Origin of the sequence: Pseudomonas sp. Marseille-Q5299, assembly GCF_943737035.1 — a bacterium.
In the GTDB taxonomy this organism is placed as follows: Bacteria; Pseudomonadota; Gammaproteobacteria; order Pseudomonadales; family Pseudomonadaceae; genus Aquipseudomonas; species Aquipseudomonas putida_E.
Genome location: NZ_CALSFR010000004.1, coordinates 244,907 through 260,880, shown reverse-complemented (window position 1 = coordinate 260,880; position 15,974 = coordinate 244,907). Strand labels below are relative to the sequence as shown.

The 15,974-nt window shown below is 62.5% G+C and carries 14 protein-coding genes; all 14 read left to right on the top strand.

The window, feature by feature from the left end; translation table 11 throughout:
* The first annotated feature begins 28 nt into the window (after positions 1–28).
* The 14 genes from NGJ21_RS13955 (at position 29) to nuoM (ending at position 15,972) form a co-directional block, all read left to right on the top strand.
* Entirely contained in the window at positions 29–493 is a 465-nt protein-coding gene (locus tag NGJ21_RS13955; RefSeq protein ID WP_046787243.1) for a nuclear transport factor 2 family protein, read from the top strand.
* Positions 494–656: 163 nt separating this feature from the next.
* Positions 657–1,766, top strand: a complete 1,110-nt coding sequence (locus NGJ21_RS13950) for a hypothetical protein (protein WP_196997822.1) — start codon at positions 657–659, stop codon at positions 1,764–1,766.
* A gap of 728 nt (positions 1,767–2,494) precedes the next feature.
* Entirely contained in the window at positions 2,495–2,908 is a 414-nt protein-coding gene (locus NGJ21_RS13945; protein WP_003251427.1) for an NADH-quinone oxidoreductase subunit A, read from the top strand.
* 10 nt (positions 2,909–2,918) lie between these two features.
* Complete coding sequence (locus NGJ21_RS13940) at positions 2,919–3,596, top strand: NuoB/complex I 20 kDa subunit family protein (protein WP_012313769.1); 678 nt, start codon at positions 2,919–2,921, stop codon at positions 3,594–3,596.
* 79 nt (positions 3,597–3,675) lie between these two features.
* Positions 3,676–5,457 carry an NADH-quinone oxidoreductase subunit C/D gene (gene nuoC / locus NGJ21_RS13935; RefSeq protein ID WP_115275302.1) on the top strand — a complete coding sequence of 594 codons (1,782 nt, stop codon included), beginning with the start codon at positions 3,676–3,678 and terminating at the stop codon, positions 5,455–5,457.
* Between the two features lie 2 nt (positions 5,458–5,459).
* Positions 5,460–5,957, top strand: a complete 498-nt coding sequence (gene nuoE, locus NGJ21_RS13930; protein WP_012313767.1) for an NADH-quinone oxidoreductase subunit NuoE — start codon at positions 5,460–5,462, stop codon at positions 5,955–5,957.
* The gene (gene nuoF, locus NGJ21_RS13925; RefSeq protein ID WP_039602696.1) at positions 5,954–7,315 is read left to right on the top strand and encodes an NADH-quinone oxidoreductase subunit NuoF; all 1,362 of its coding nucleotides are present in this window, start codon (positions 5,954–5,956) and stop codon (positions 7,313–7,315) included. The genes nuoE and nuoF overlap by 4 nt, the downstream gene beginning before the upstream one ends.
* A gap of 132 nt (positions 7,316–7,447) precedes the next feature.
* Entirely contained in the window at positions 7,448–10,162 is a 2,715-nt protein-coding gene (gene nuoG / locus NGJ21_RS13920; RefSeq protein ID WP_251962217.1) for an NADH-quinone oxidoreductase subunit NuoG, read from the top strand.
* Entirely contained in the window at positions 10,159–11,166 is a 1,008-nt protein-coding gene (gene nuoH, locus NGJ21_RS13915; RefSeq protein WP_012273297.1) for an NADH-quinone oxidoreductase subunit NuoH, read from the top strand. Before nuoG ends, nuoH begins: the two co-directional genes overlap by 4 nt.
* A gap of 11 nt (positions 11,167–11,177) precedes the next feature.
* Entirely contained in the window at positions 11,178–11,726 is a 549-nt protein-coding gene (gene nuoI / locus NGJ21_RS13910) for an NADH-quinone oxidoreductase subunit NuoI (RefSeq protein WP_003251442.1), read from the top strand.
* Positions 11,727–11,736: 10 nt separating this feature from the next.
* Positions 11,737–12,237 (top strand): NADH-quinone oxidoreductase subunit J, encoded by a 501-nt coding sequence (nuoJ, locus tag NGJ21_RS13905; RefSeq protein ID WP_012313764.1) that lies wholly within the window; start codon positions 11,737–11,739, stop codon positions 12,235–12,237.
* A 3-nt stretch (positions 12,238–12,240) separates the two neighbouring features.
* Positions 12,241–12,549 carry an NADH-quinone oxidoreductase subunit NuoK gene (gene nuoK / locus NGJ21_RS13900; RefSeq protein ID WP_003251446.1) on the top strand — a complete coding sequence of 103 codons (309 nt, stop codon included), beginning with the start codon at positions 12,241–12,243 and terminating at the stop codon, positions 12,547–12,549.
* Positions 12,546–14,399: an NADH-quinone oxidoreductase subunit L gene (gene nuoL, locus NGJ21_RS13895; protein ID WP_046787246.1), complete on the top strand. Its 1,854-nt coding sequence runs from the start codon at positions 12,546–12,548 to the stop codon at positions 14,397–14,399. Before nuoK ends, nuoL begins: the two co-directional genes overlap by 4 nt.
* A 40-nt stretch (positions 14,400–14,439) precedes the next feature.
* A complete protein-coding gene (nuoM, locus tag NGJ21_RS13890; RefSeq protein ID WP_046787247.1) occupies positions 14,440–15,972 on the top strand; it encodes an NADH-quinone oxidoreductase subunit M in 1,533 nt (510 codons plus the stop codon).
* Positions 15,973–15,974 lie beyond the last annotated feature (2 nt).

The following is a 15,974-nucleotide window of genomic DNA, read 5'->3' as shown; positions in this document are numbered from 1 at the left end:
ACGCCAACCACCGCCAAGGAGCCCCCCCATGTCCCGCCCTCCATTGCCTCCCTTTACCCGCGAAAGCGCCATCGAAAAAGTCCGCCTGGCCGAGGATGGCTGGAACAGCCGTGACGCGGCCAAGGTATCGCTGGCATACACCCCCGATACCGTATGGCGTAACCGTGTCGAGTTCCCGCGGGGCCGTGCCGAGGTCCAAGCCTTTCTGGCCCGCAAGTGGAACCATGAACTGGAGTACCGACTGATCAAGGAGTTGTGGGCATTCACCGACAACCGCATTGCGGTGCGCTATGCCTACGAATACCACGACGACAGCGGTCAGTGGTTCCGTGCCTATGGCAACGAAAACTGGGAATTCGCCGCCGATGGCCTGATGCACAATCGCCACTCGAGCATCAACGAGCAGCCTATCGCCGAAGCGGACCGCAAGTTCCGCTGGCCCTTGGGACGTCGCCCGGACGACCATCCGGGGCTCAGCGAACTGGGGCTCTGACCGCCTTGGGGGCAGAGGGTCGATGCGCCTGCTGGCAATGACATCAGGTCGTCCGCGTGTGGATCATGTCGAACGGCTACTGCCAAAAATGCCAGTTTCCGGCTTCTCTCCCTCCCATTACGCTTTTCTGCGCAACGTTCCCACTCCCACAAGGACAGTGCCCATGGAAAAGCGAGCAATTATCATGCTGGTTGCCGGCCTCGCCGGCGCAGCGCCCCACGCACCGGCAGCTGAACTGCCAGGACGCATTGCAACCGTCGAACATCACACTGCAGCGTGTTTTACCCCTGAAACCTCCGTCAACTGTGAAGTATCGGCAGTGGTTGAGAGCAATGGAAAACTGCTCTTGGCCAACGACAAACGCTTGCCTGCCACGGGGGGGCCGGCCCTGTTCACGCTTGACCTTGAGCAGGGCAAAATCAGTGGTGAGCCTGCGGTGCTGCCTGGGGATGCGTTAAAAGAAGCCGATAAATACGAGGCGCTGACGAAGACGCTGGATGGCCGATACATCATCGCCAGCACCGCCTTCAACAAAGCCGGTACCCAACAAGATCCACGTGCTGACACACTCAGCACCCTCTTGTACTGGCCCGTGGACGATCCTGAAGCTGCAAAACCCTTGTCGCCCTCATCACGAGGCGGGGTAACAAGCTCAATTAGACTGCGCAAACAGATCAGCGAAGCCATTGGTGCGCCTTACTTTCAAATCGAAGGCATTACCATGGCGCCGAGCGAACCGGCGCACGAAAAAGCGGCAGATGGCCAACTGATCATCGGCATTCGCAAACAGGGAAACAGCAGTGCTGACTCGTATTTCGGCTTTCTACTTATTTCAGCGCATGTGAAGTTCAATAATGGAACCATGGAGCTTGTGGAGGCGTTCAAAACCATCCAGAACTTCAACCTCCAGGCGCAAGGCAAGACACTCGGGCTATCAGGTATCGAGTATGACCGGTTCAACAAAGACAGACTCTACGCGGTGACCAGCTTCGAGCAGCAATCCGTTGATGCTGCGGGCAAAAAATCCACTGAAATAGGTGGTTTTCTATGGGCCGTACCGTTCACAGCGGGGAAGCCGGGCACGCCCAAACTTCTGACACGCGAAGACGGCAGTGCGCTGGTGTTCAGCAACAAGCCCGAAGGTGTAGAGGTCCTGGATGCGCACCAGATCATCGTTGTTCACGACGATGACCGCGTTGAGGTGACAACCTCCGAGGCAGGCATCAAACGGGGTGATAATGAGTTTGCCTACAGCAAGATCATTTTCCCGTAAACCCACCCTTGGCCTACCCTGACGCCGGGAGGCCTTTTTTGAGGTTTTCACGCCCTTGACGATGTGGGCGGGCGCCGCATTCCATTCGCTATGCCTCCAACGGCGCCCTCAAGCGCCAAAGGCATCAGCACAAACCGCAAAATAAGGTCTACGCTTGCGACAGCGCAGCAGTACGCCTGGCCATCAGTGCCATGCGCTGACGCGCCCTGGCGTGTGGCAGGCTGCCTGCACCCGGCGCCTGCCTCCTGGTACTGTCGAGCCGCCTGCCCCACCCGCTCATCAGCCGGTCATCGCTAAATCGATAAAGTATTGACCCAGAGCGGCACAAGCCGCACCGCAAGCTGCTAGAACACGAGTCTTTCGCATTTGCAAGCAGAGGGAAATTGCCAGACGAGCTTTACAAGCCACGGAACAGTCAATCAAAAGCACCAGAACAAATGCTATTAATTATCATTACTAAAGCTGCACTTCGTTACTCTTTGCAAGAAACATAATTGGCAAAAACGCACGCAATGCCCGAATTTCAAGGCTTTCAGCCAGTTACGAGCGGATTTTGTTCTTAATCCTACGAATAAATTTGCGACAGAAATTTTACTTGCACCGGGTTTACCCATAAAATCAGCGCGATTGATTCAGCTGCGACATTTGGTCACTGCACCTGCGACACCACGTCGCCGCTCTACTTATTTCAGACTGCAGAGCTGGGTCTCTGTATAAGGATCTCTAGCATGTCCGATTCGGCAGGACTCATCGCCCACAACTGGGGCTTTGCCATCTTCCTCCTGGGTGTCGTCGGCCTGTGCGCCTTCATGCTCGGCCTGTCCAGCCTGCTCGGTAGCAAGGCCTGGGGCCGCGCCAAGAACGAACCCTTCGAATCCGGCATGCTGCCCGTCGGCAGCGCCCGCCTGCGCCTTTCCGCCAAATTCTATCTGGTCGCGATGCTGTTCGTGATCTTCGATATCGAAGCCCTCTTTCTCTTTGCATGGTCTGTGTCCGTCCGCGAAAGCGGCTGGACCGGATTCGTCGAAGCGCTCGTTTTCATAGCAATTCTGTTGGCAGGTCTTGTCTACCTTTGGCGCGTCGGGGCACTTGATTGGGCTCCCGAAGGTCGCCGCAAGCGGCAAGCGAAGCTGAAACAATGAGGCTTTGGCAATGCAATACAATCTCACCAGAATCGATCCGGATGCGCCCAACGAGCAGTACCCGGTCGGCGAACGGGAAACCGTTACCGACCAGCTGCTAGAGGACCAGGTCCACAAGAACATCTACATGGGGAAACTCGAAGATGTGCTGCGTGGCGCGGTCAACTGGGGGCGCAAGAACTCCCTCTGGCCGTACAACTTCGGCCTGTCCTGCTGTTACGTGGAAATGACCACGGCCTTCACGGCGCCCCACGACATCGCCCGCTTCGGCGCCGAAGTCATCCGGGCCTCGCCGCGTCAGGCCGACTTCATGGTCATCGCCGGTACCTGCTTCATCAAGATGGCGCCGATCATCCAGCGCCTGTATGAGCAGATGCTCGAACCCAAATGGGTCATCTCCATGGGCTCGTGCGCCAACTCCGGCGGCATGTACGACATCTACTCGGTCGTTCAGGGGGTCGACAAGTTCCTCCCTGTGGACGTCTATGTGCCTGGCTGCCCGCCACGCCCTGAAGCTTTCCTGCAAGGCTTGATGCTGCTGCAGGAGTCGATCGGCCAAGAACGACGCCCGCTTTCCTGGGTCGTTGGTGATCAAGGTATTTACCGTGCCGAGATGCCAGCCCAGAAAGACCTGCGTCGTGAGCAGCGCATTGCCGTAACCAACCTGCGCAGCCCCGACGAAGTCTGATCCAGCGACCTGCCGCCCGCTCCCGAAGGAGCCGGCGGCCTGGCTTCATTCTTAACGTTGACCCAAAGCGACCGAGACCATGACAGCGGACAACGCTATTTTCATTCCGCCTTACAAGGCTGACGACCAGGATGTGGTCGTCGAACTGCACAACCGTTTTGGCGCCGAAGCATTCGTCGCCCAGGAAACCCGCACCGGCATGCCCGTGCTGTGGGTCAAGCGCGCCCAGCTCAAAGAGGTGCTCAGCTTCCTGCGCGGCGTCACCAAGCCATACAGCATGCTGTACGACCTGCACGGTGTCGACGAACGCCTGCGCACACAGCGTCGCGGCCTGCCTGCCGCCGATTTCAGTGTGTTCTACCACCTGATGTCGGTCGAGCGTAACAGCGACGTGATGATCAAGGTGTCGCTCAGCGAAGGCGACCTGAACCTGCCGACCGTGACCGGCATCTGGCCAAACGCCAACTGGTACGAGCGCGAAGTCTGGGACATGTTCGGCATCGACTTTGCCGGCCACCCACACCTGAGCCGCATCATGATGCCGCCGACCTGGGAAGGCCACCCGCTGCGCAAGGACTACCCGGCCCGCGCCACCGAGTTCGACCCCTACAGCCTGACCCTGGCCAAGCAGCAGCTTGAAGAGGAATCGGCACGCTTCAACCCGGAAGCCTGGGGCATGAAGCGTCAGGGCGCCAACGAGGACTACATGTTCCTCAACCTGGGCCCCAACCACCCGTCTGCCCACGGTGCGTTCCGTATCGTCCTGCAGCTGGACGGCGAAGAGATCGTCGACTGCGTACCGGACATCGGCTACCACCACCGTGGTGCCGAGAAGATGGCCGAGCGCCAGTCCTGGCACAGCTTCATCCCCTACACCGACCGTATCGACTACCTGGGCGGGGTGATGAACAACCTGCCGTACGTAATGGCGGTAGAAAAGCTGGCAGGTATTCAGGTGCCGCAGAAGGTCGACGTGATTCGCATCATGCTCGCCGAGTTCTTCCGCATTACCAGCCACCTGCTGTTCCTGGGTACCTACATCCAGGACGTCGGCGCCATGACTCCGGTGTTCTTCACCTTCACCGACCGCCAGCGCGCCTACACCGTGATCGAAGCGATCACCGGTTTCCGCCTGCACCCGGCCTGGTACCGCATCGGCGGCGTCGCTCACGACCTGCCGCGTGGCTGGGACAAGCTGGTCAAGGACTTCGTCGACTGGCTGCCCAAGCGCCTGGACGAATACACCAAGGCTGCCCTGCAGAACAGCATCCTCAAGGGCCGTACCATTGGCGTTGCCGCGTACAACACCAAAGAAGCGCTGGAATGGGGCACCACCGGTGCCGGCCTGCGCGCCACCGGCTGCGACTTCGACCTGCGCAAAGCGCGCCCGTACTCCGGCTACGAGAACTTCGAGTTCGAAGTGCCGCTGGCCCACAACGGCGATGCCTACGATCGCTGCATGGTCCGTGTCGAGGAGATGCGCCAGAGTATCCGCATCATCGACCAGTGCCTGCGCAACATGCCGGAAGGCCCGTACAAGGCGGATCACCCGCTGACCACGCCGCCGCCGAAAGAGCGCACCCTGCAGCACATCGAAACCTTGATCACGCACTTCCTGCAAGTCTCGTGGGGCCCGGTCATGCCGGCCAACGAGTCGTTCCAGATGATCGAAGCGACCAAGGGCATCAACAGTTACTACCTGACGAGCGATGGCGGCACCATGAGCTACCGCACCCGGATCCGCACCCCGAGCTACCCGCACCTGCAGCAGATCCCTTCGGTGATCAAAGGCAGCATGGTCGCGGACCTCATCGCGTACCTGGGCAGTATCGACTTCGTTATGGCTGACGTGGACCGCTAAGCATGAACAGCACGCTTATCCAGACAGACCGTTTCGCCCTGAGCGAAACCGAGCGCTCGGCCATCGAGCACGAGATGCACCACTACGAGGACCCGCGCGCGGCGTCCATCGAAGCCCTGAAGATCGTCCAGAAGGAACGCGGCTGGGTGCCGGACGGCGCCATCTACGCCATCGGCGAAGTGCTCGGCATCCCTGCCAGCGACGTCGAGGGCGTGGCCACCTTCTACAGCCAGATTTTCCGCCAGCCTGTCGGCCGCCACATCATTCGTGTGTGCGACAGCATGGTCTGCTACATCGGCGGCCACGAGTCGGTGGTCAGCCAGATCCAGAGCGAACTGGGCATCGGCCTGGGCCAGACCACCGCGGACGGTCGCTTCACCCTGCTGCCGGTGTGCTGCCTGGGCAACTGCGACAAGGCCCCGGCGCTGATGATCGATGACGATACCTTTGGCGACGTGCAGCCTGCTGGCGTTTCCAAGCTGCTGGAGGGTTACGTATGACCATCACTTCCTTCGGCCCGGCCAACCGCATCGCGCGTTCGGCCGAAACTCACCCGCTGACCTGGCGCCTGCGTGACGACGGCGAGCCGGTATGGCTCGACGAGTACCAGGCCAAGAACGGCTACGCTGCCGCCCGCAAGGCACTGGCAGAAATGTCCGCCGACGACATCGTGCAGAGCGTCAAGGACTCCGGCCTCAAGGGCCGTGGCGGCGCGGGCTTCCCCACTGGCGTGAAGTGGGGCCTGATGCCCAAAGACGAATCCATGAACATCCGCTACCTGCTGTGCAACGCGGACGAAATGGAGCCCAACACCTGGAAAGACCGCATGCTGATGGAGCAACAGCCCCATCTGCTGGTCGAGGGCATGCTGATCAGCGCCCGCGCCCTGAAGGCCTACCGCGGCTACATCTTCCTGCGTGGCGAGTACACCACTGCGGCGAAGAACCTCAACCGCGCCATCGATGAAGCCAAGGCTGCCGGCCTGCTGGGCAAGAACATCCTCGGCTCGGGCTTCGACTTCGAGCTGTTCGTGCACACCGGTGCCGGGCGCTACATCTGCGGTGAAGAAACCGCACTGATCAACTCGCTGGAAGGCCGCCGCGCCAACCCGCGCTCCAAGCCGCCCTTCCCTGCCGCCGTGGGTGTGTGGGGCAAGCCGACGTGCGTGAACAACGTCGAGACCCTGTGCAACGTGCCGGCCATCGTCGCCAACGGCAACGACTGGTACAAGTCGCTGGCCCGCGAAGGCAGCGAGGACCACGGCACCAAGCTGATGGGCTTCTCAGGCAAGGTGAAGAACCCGGGGCTGTGGGAGCTGCCATTCGGCGTGACCGCCCGTGAGCTGTTCGAAGACTACGCCGGCGGCATGCGCGACGGCTTCAAGCTCAAGTGCTGGCAGCCAGGCGGCGCCGGTACCGGTTTCCTGCTGCCCGAGCACCTCGACGCGCAGATGTACGCCGGCGGCATCGCCAAGGTCGGCACCCGCATGGGTACGGGCCTTGCCATGGCGGTCGACGACAGCGTCAACATGGTTTCGCTGCTGCGCAACATGGAAGAGTTCTTCGCCCGCGAATCGTGCGGCTGGTGCACCCCCTGCCGGGACGGCCTGCCGTGGAGCGTGAAGATGCTGCGCTCCCTGGAAAACGGCCAGGGCCGTGCCGAAGACATCGAGACCCTGCTGGGTCTGGTCAACTTCCTCGGCCCAGGCCGTACCTTCTGCGCTCACGCACCCGGTGCCGTCGAGCCGCTGGGCAGTGCCATCAAATACTTCCGCTCGGAGTTCGAGGCCGGTGTGGCGCCTGAAAGCGCTGGCACCCTGCGCCCGAACCTGGCAAAGCCGATTGTAGTCGGCGCATAAAAAGATAGAACGCGGGTGGTCCGTGCCACCCGCCAGCCTGCAGGCCGGCCCGAACGATTCGCGGCAGGCCGCAGGCTTACAGATTTCCATTAGCCACGCCCGCTCACGCGGGCCAACGAAGAACTTTGAACAATGGCCACTATCCACGTAGACGGCAAAGCGCTCGAAGTCAACGGTGCAGACAACCTGTTACAGGCGTGTCTGTCGCTCGGCCTCGACATCCCCTATTTCTGCTGGCACCCGGCGCTTGGAAGCGTTGGCGCCTGTCGGCAGTGTGCGGTCAAGCAGTACACCGACGAGAACGACACCCGTGGTCGTATCGTCATGTCCTGCATGACCCCTGCCTCCGACGGCACCTGGATTTCCATCGACGATGACGAATCCAAGGCGTTTCGCGCCAGCGTCGTCGAATGGCTGATGACCAACCACCCGCACGACTGCCCGGTGTGCGAGGAAGGCGGCCACTGCCACCTGCAGGACATGACGGTAATGACCGGCCACAACGAGCGCCGCTACCGTTTCACCAAGCGTACCCACCAGAACCAGGACCTCGGCCCGTTCATCGCTCACGAGATGAACCGCTGCATCGCCTGCTACCGCTGCGTGCGCTACTACAAGGACTACGCAGGCGGCACCGACCTGGGTGTCTATGGCGCCCACGACAACGTGTACTTCGGCCGCGTTGAAGACGGCGTGCTGGAAAGCGAATTCTCCGGCAACCTGACCGAGGTCTGCCCGACCGGCGTGTTCACCGACAAGACCCACTCCGAGCGCTACAACCGTAAGTGGGACATGCAGTTTGCCCCGAGCATCTGCCACGGCTGCTCCAGCGGCTGCAACATCAGCCCGGGCGAGCGCTACGGCGAGCTGCGCCGGATCGAAAACCGTTTCAACGGTTCGGTCAACCAGTACTTCCTGTGCGACCGTGGCCGCTTCGGTTACGGCTACGTCAACCGCACCGACCGCCCACGCCAGCCACGCCTGGCCGATGGCACCAAACTGGGCCTGGACGCCGCCCTGGACAAGGCCGCCGACCTGCTGCGCGGCCGTACCATCGTAGGTATCGGCTCGCCCCGCGCCAGCCTGGAAAGCAACTACGGCCTGCGCGAGCTGGTCGGTGCCGACTACTTCTACTCGGGTATGGAAGCCGGTGAGCTGGCCCGCGTACGTCTGGCCCTGGACGTGCTGAACAACAGCCCGCTGCCAGTGCCGACCCTGCGCGACATCGAAGACCACGACGCAGTGTTCGTGCTCGGCGAAGACCTGACCCAGACCGCCGCCCGCGTTGCCCTGGCCGTGCGCCAGGCCACCAAAGGCAAGGCAGAAGCCATGGCCGAGGCCATGAAAGTCCAGCCCTGGCTCGACGCTGCAGTGAAGAACATCGGCCAGCACGCGCTGTACCCGCTGTTCATCGCCAGCCTGGCTGAAACCAAGCTGGACGACGTCGCCGAAGAATGCGTGCACGCCGCCCCCGCCGACCTTGCGCGCATCGGCTTCGCCGTGGCCCACGCCATCGACCCGAGCGCCCCGGCCGTTGCAGGTCTGGACGACGAAGCCCTGGCCCTGGCCAAGCGCATCGCCGACGCCCTGGTCGCCGCCAAGCGCCCGCTGGTGGTGGCCGGTACCTCGCTGGCCGACCCTGCACTGATCGAAGCTGCCGCAAACATCGCCAAGGCCCTGAAGCTGCGCGAGAAAAACGGCTCGCTGAGCCTGGTCGTACCTGAGGCCAACAGCCTTGGCCTGGCCATGCTCGGTGGCGAGTCCGCCGATGCCGCGCTGGATGCGGTCATCAGCGGCAAGGCCGACGCCATCGTGGTGCTGGAAAACGACCTGTACACCCGCATACCGGCCGCCAAGGTCGATGCCGCCCTGGCAGCTGCGAAGGTCGTAATCGTCGCCGACCATTCCAACACTGCCACCCTGGAACGTGCCCACCTGGTGCTGCCAGCGGCCTCGTTCGCCGAAGGCGACGGTACCCTGGTCAGTCAGGAAGGCCGTGCCCAGCGCTTCTTCCAGGTGTTCGACCCGCAGTACCTGGACAGCAGCATCCTGGTTCACGAAGGCTGGCGCTGGATGCACGCCCTGCGTGCCACCCTGCTGAACAAGCCGGTCGACTGGACCCAGCTGGACCACGTCACCAGCGCCTGCGCCGAAGCCGCCCCGCAACTGGCCGGCATCGTCAACGCGGCGCCTTCTGCGGCGTTCCGCATCAAGGGCATGAAGCTGGCCCGTGAGCCGCTGCGCTACTCCGGCCGTACCGCGATGCGCGCCAACATCAGCGTGCACGAGCCACGCACCCCGCAGGACAAGGACACCGCGTTCGCCTTCTCCATGGAAGGCTACTCGGGCTCCGCCGAACCGCGCCAGCAGGTGCCGTTCGCCTGGTCGCCGGGCTGGAACTCGCCGCAAGCCTGGAACAAGTTCCAGGACGAGGTCGGTGGCCACCTGCGTGCCGGTGACCCGGGCGTGCGCCTGATCGAATCGCAAGGCGATCGCCTGACCTGGTTCAACACCATTCCGGGCGCCTTCAACCCGGCCCGTGGCACCTGGACCGCAGTACCGTTCTTCCATCTGTTCGGCAGCGAAGAAAGCTCTTCGCGCGCTGCACCGGTTCAAGAGCGCATCCCTGCCGCCTACGTGGCACTGGCCAAGTCCGAGGCCGACCGCCTGGGCGTCAACGAAGGCGCGCTGCTGAGCCTGAACGTGGCCGGTGTGGCCCTGCGCCTGCCGCTGCGCATCAATGAAGAACTGGGCGCTGGCCTGGTCGCGCTGCCCAAAGGCCTGGCCGGCATCCCGCCGGCCATCTTCGGTGCATCCGTCGAAGGTCTGCAGGAGGCAGCACAATGAGCTGGTTCACCCCCGAAGTGATCGATGTGATCATCCAGGTCGTCAAGGCTATCGTGGTGCTGCTGGCCGTAGTGGTCTGCGGCGCCCTGCTCAGCTTCGTCGAGCGTCGCCTGCTGGGCTGGTGGCAGGACCGCTACGGTCCTAACCGTGTCGGCCCGTTCGGCATGTTCCAGATCGCCGCCGACATGCTGAAGATGTTCTTCAAGGAAGACTGGAACCCGCCCTTCGTCGACAAGATGATTTTCACCCTGGCGCCGGTCGTGGCCATGAGCGCGCTGCTGATCGGCTTCTCGATCATCCCGATCACGCCGGGCTGGGGCGTTGCCGACCTGAACATCGGCCTGCTGTTCTTCTTCGCCATGGCCGGCCTGTCGGTCTACGCCGTGCTGTTTGCCGGCTGGTCGTCGAACAACAAGTATGCCCTGCTGGGCAGCTTGCGCGCCTCGGCACAGACCGTGTCGTACGAAGTGTTCCTGGGCCTGGCGCTGATGGGCGTGGTGGTACAGGTGGGCTCGTTCAACATGCGTGACATCGTTGAATACCAGGCCCAGAACCTGTGGTTCATCATTCCGCAGTTCTTCGGCTTCTGCACCTTCTTCATCGCCGGCGTTGCCGTGACTCACCGTCACCCCTTCGACCAGCCAGAAGCGGAACAGGAACTGGCCGACGGCTACCACATCGAGTATGCCGGCATGAAATGGGGCATGTTCTTCGTCGGTGAGTACATCGGCATCATCCTCATCTCGGCGCTGCTGGTGACCCTGTTCTTCGGTGGCTGGCACGGCCCGTTCGGCATCCTGCCGCAAGTGCCGTTCCTGTGGTTCGCGCTGAAAACCGCGTTCTTCATCATGCTGTTCATCTTGCTGCGCGCTTCGATCCCGCGCCCACGCTATGACCAGGTGATGGACTTCAGCTGGAAGTTCTGCCTGCCGCTGACCCTGATCAATTTGCTGGTGACCGCTGCGATCGTGCTTTACAACACGCCAGCCGTCGCGGCCCAGTGAGGATTTGACCCATGTTCAAATATATCGGCGACATCGTTAAGGGCACCGGCACTCAGCTGCGCAGCCTGGCAATGGTGTTCTCCCACGGGTTCCGCAAGCGCGACACCCTGCAGTACCCCGAAGAACCCGTGTACCTGCCGCCGCGCTACCGCGGCCGTATCGTCCTCACTCGCGACCCCGACGGCGAGGAGCGCTGCGTAGCGTGCAACCTCTGCGCGGTGGCCTGCCCGGTCGGCTGCATCTCGCTGCAGAAGGCCGAGACCGAGGACGGCCGCTGGTACCCGGAGTTCTTCCGCATCAACTTCTCGCGCTGCATTTTCTGCGGCCTGTGCGAGGAGGCGTGCCCGACCACCGCAATCCAGCTGACTCCGGATTTCGAAATGGCCGAGTTCAAGCGTCAGGACCTGGTGTACGAGAAAGAAGATCTGCTGATCTCCGGCCCCGGCAAGAACCCTGACTACAACTTCTACCGTGTTGCGGGTATGGCGATCGCTGGCAAGCCGAAAGGCTCTGCACAGAACGAAGCCGAGCCGATCAACGTGAAGAGCTTGCTCCCATAAGGACAGAAAGATGGAATTCGCTTTCTACTTCGCATCCGGGATCGCCGTGGTCTCCACCCTTCGGGTGGTCACTGGCACCAACCCCGTGCACGCCCTGCTCTACCTGATCATTTCGCTGATTTCCGTGGCAATGATCTTCTTCGCCCTGGGTGCGCCGTTCGCCGGCGCCCTGGAAGTGATCGCCTACGCCGGCGCCATCATGGTGCTGTTCGTCTTCGTGGTGATGATGCTCAACCTGGGGCCGGCCTCGGTCGCCCAGGAACGCGGCTGGCTCAAGCCCGGCATATGGGCAGGGCCGGTGATACTCGGCACCCTGCTGCTGCTTGAGCTGCTGTACGTGCTGTTCGTCACCCCGAGCGGTGCCGGCATCAGCGGCACCACCGTGGGCCCGAAAGAAGTGGGCATCAGCCTGTTCGGCCCGTACCTGCTGGTGGTCGAACTGGCCTCGATGCTGCTGCTCGCCGCAGCCGTCACCGCCTTCCACCTGGGCCGCAACGAGGCGAAGGAGTAAATCATGGGTGCTATCCCTCTCGAGCATGGTCTGGCGGTCGCCGGCATCCTGTTCTGCTTAGGTCTGGTTGGCCTGATGGTCCGCCGCAACATCCTCTTCGTGCTCATGAGCCTGGAAGTCATGATGAACGCCTCTGCCCTGGCGTTCGTCGTCGCCGGTGCCCGTTGGGTCCAGCCCGACGGCCAGGTGATGTTCATTCTGGTGATCAGCCTGGCAGCCGCCGAGGCCAGTATCGGCCTGGCGATCCTGCTGCAGCTGTATCGCCGCTTCCACACTCTCGACATCGATGCTGCCAGTGAGATGCGCGGATGAACCTTCTCTTCCTGACTTTCGTCTTCCCCCTGATCGGCTTTTTGCTGCTGTCGTTCTCGCGCGGGCGGTTCTCGGAGAACCTGTCCGCCCTGATCGGCGTCGGCTCGGTCGGCCTCTCGGCCGCCGTGGCGGCCTACGTCATCTGGCAATTCAATGTCGCCCCGCCTGAAGGCGGCGCGTACAGCCAGCTGTTGTGGCAGTGGATGTCGGTGGACGGCTTCGCGCCGAACTTCACCCTGTACCTGGACGGCCTGTCGGTCACCATGCTTGGCGTGGTCACCGGCGTAGGCTTCCTGATCCATCTGTTCGCCTCCTGGTACATGCGTGGCGAAGCCGGTTACTCGCGCTTCTTCTCGTACACCAACCTGTTCATCGCCAGCATGCTGTTCCTGATCCTGGGCGATAACCTGCTGTTCATCTACTTCGGCTGGGAAGGGGTGGGCCTGTGCTCTTACCTGTTGATCGGTTTCTACTACAGCAACCGCAACAACGGTAATGCAGCACTCAAGGCTTTCATCGTCACCCGTATCGGCGACGTGTTCCTGGCCATCGGCCTGTTCATCCTGTTCGTCCAGCTCGGCACCCTGAACGTGCAGGAGCTGCTGGTGCTGGCACCGCAGAAATTCCAGGCGGGCGACACTTGGATGGTCCTGGCAACCCTGATGCTGCTGGGTGGCGCGGTCGGTAAATCGGCCCAGCTGCCGCTGCAGACCTGGCTGGCCGATGCGATGGCAGGCCCTACCCCGGTTTCGGCACTGATCCACGCCGCCACCATGGTGACCGCAGGCGTGTACTTGATCGCCCGTACCAACGGCCTGTTCCTGCTGGCCCCGGACATCCTGCACCTGGTCGGTGTGGTCGGTGGCGTGACCCTGGTGCTGGCCGGTTTCGCCGCGCTGGTGCAGACCGACATCAAACGTATCCTCGCCTACTCGACCATGAGCCAGATCGGCTACATGTTCCTGGCGCTGGGCGTGGGTGCCTGGGACGCGGCAATCTTCCACCTGATGACCCACGCCTTCTTCAAGGCCCTGCTGTTCCTTGCTTCGGGTGCGGTGATCGTTGCCTGCCACCACGAGCAGAACATCTTCAAGATGGGCGGCCTGTGGAAGAAACTGCCGCTGGCCTACGCCAGCTTCGTGGTCGGTGGTGCCGCCCTGGCCGCCCTGCCGATCCTGACCGTAGGCTTCTACTCCAAGGACGAGATCCTCTGGGAAGCCTTCGCCAGCGGCAATACCGGCCTGCTGTACGCCGGCCTGGTCGGTGCGTTCATGACCTCGCTGTACACCTTCCGCCTGATCTTCATCGCCTTCCACGGCGAAGCCAAGACCCAAGCCCACGCCGGCCACGGCATCAGCCACTGGCTGCCGCTGGGCGTGCTGATCGTGCTGTCGACCTTCGTCGGCGCCTGGATCCACCCACCGCTGGCAGGCGTGCTGCCTGAAAGCGCCGGCCATGCCGGCGGTGAAGCCAAGCACTCGCTGGAGATCGCCTCGGGCGCCATCGCCATCGCTGGTATCCTGCTGTCGGCCCTGCTGTTCCTGGGCAAGCGCCGCTTCGCCAGCGCCGTCGCCAACAGCAGCATCGGCCGCGTCCTTTCGGCCTGGTGGTTCGCCGCCTGGGGCTTCGACTGGATCTACGACAAGCTCTTCGTCAAACCTTACCTGCTGATCAGCCACATCCTGCGCAAGGATCCGGTTGACCGCAGCATCGGCCTGATCCCTCGGATGGCCCGTGGCGGCCACGTCGCCATGAGCAAGACCGAGACCGGCCAGCTGCGCTGGTACACCGCCTCGATCGCCGTCGGCGCCGTGCTGGTACTCGGCGCTGTGGTAGTGGCTGCGGTATGACTATGAATCTTGCGACTTTGCCAAAGGAAACCAACCCGTCATGATTTTGCCTTGGCTGATCCTGATCCCTTTCATCGGCGGCTTCCTGTGCTGGCTGGGTGAGCGCTTCGGCTCCACCCTGCCGCGCTGGATCGCGCTGCTGACCATGTCCCTGCTGCTCGGCATCGGCCTGTGGCTGTGGGGCACCGGCGATTACACCCTGGCCCCTGCACCGGGCGCCGAACCTGCCTGGGCACTCGAATACAAAGTCGAGTGGATCAAGCGCTTCGGCATCAGCATCCACCTGGCCCTCGATGGCCTGTCGCTGCTGATGATCCTGCTCACCGGCCTGCTCGGTGTGCTCTCGGTGCTGTGCTCCTGGAAAGAAATCCAGCGCCACGTCGGCTTCTTCCACCTCAACCTGATGTGGATCCTGGGCGGCGTGGTCGGTGTATTCCTGGCCCTGGACCTGTTCCTGTTCTTCTTCTTCTGGGAAATGATGCTGGTGCCGATGTATTTCCTCATCGCGCTCTGGGGTCACAGCTCGGCAGACGGCAAGAAGACCCGGATCTACGCCGCCACCAAGTTCTTCATCTTCACCCAGGCCAGCGGCCTGATCATGCTGGTGGCGATCCTTGGCCTGGTGCTGGTCAACTACAACACCACCGGCGTGCTCACCTTCAACTACAGCGACCTGCTCAAGGCCGAACTGCCGGCTGGCGTCGAATACCTGCTGATGCTGGGCTTCTTCATCGCCTTCGCGGTCAAGCTGCCGGTGGTGCCGTTCCACTCCTGGCTGCCTGATGCGCACGCCCAGGCACCGACCGCAGGTTCCGTGGACCTGGCGGGCATCTTGCTGAAAACCGCGGCCTACGGCCTGCTGCGTTTCGCCCTGCCGCTGTTCCCGAACGCTTCGGCCGAGTTTGCCCCGATCGCCATGACCCTGGGCCTGATCGGTATCTTCTACGGTGCCTTCCTGGCCTTCGCGCAAACCGACATCAAGCGCCTGATCGCCTTCTCCAGCGTCTCGCACATGGGCTTCGTGCTGATCGGCATCTACTCCGGCAGCCAGCAGGCCCTGCAAGGCGCGGTGATCCAGATGCTGGCCCACGGCCTGTCGGCTGCCGCGCTGTTCATCCTGTCCGGCCAGCTGTACGAGCGCCTGCACACCCGTGACATGCGTCAGATGGGTGGCCTGTGGCACCGCATTGCCTACCTGCCCGCCATCAGCCTGTTCTTCGCCGCTGCATCGCTGGGCCTGCCAGGCACCGGCAACTTCGTCGGCGAGTTCCTGATCCTGATCGGCAGCTTCGCCAGCGTGCCGTGGATCACCGTGATCGCAACCACCGGCCTGGTCTTCGGCTCGGTCTACTCGCTGATCATGATCCACCGTGCCTACTTCGGCCCAAGCAAGAGCGACACCGTGCTGGCCGGCATGGACGGCCGCGAGCTGATCATGGTGCTGGGCCTTGCGGTGCTGCTGATCGTGCTTGGTGTGTACCCGCAGCCGTTCCTCGACACTTCTGCCGCCACCATGAGCGGTGTGCAGCAGTGGCTTGGCTCCGCTTTCACTCAACTCGCTTCGGCCCGGTAAGA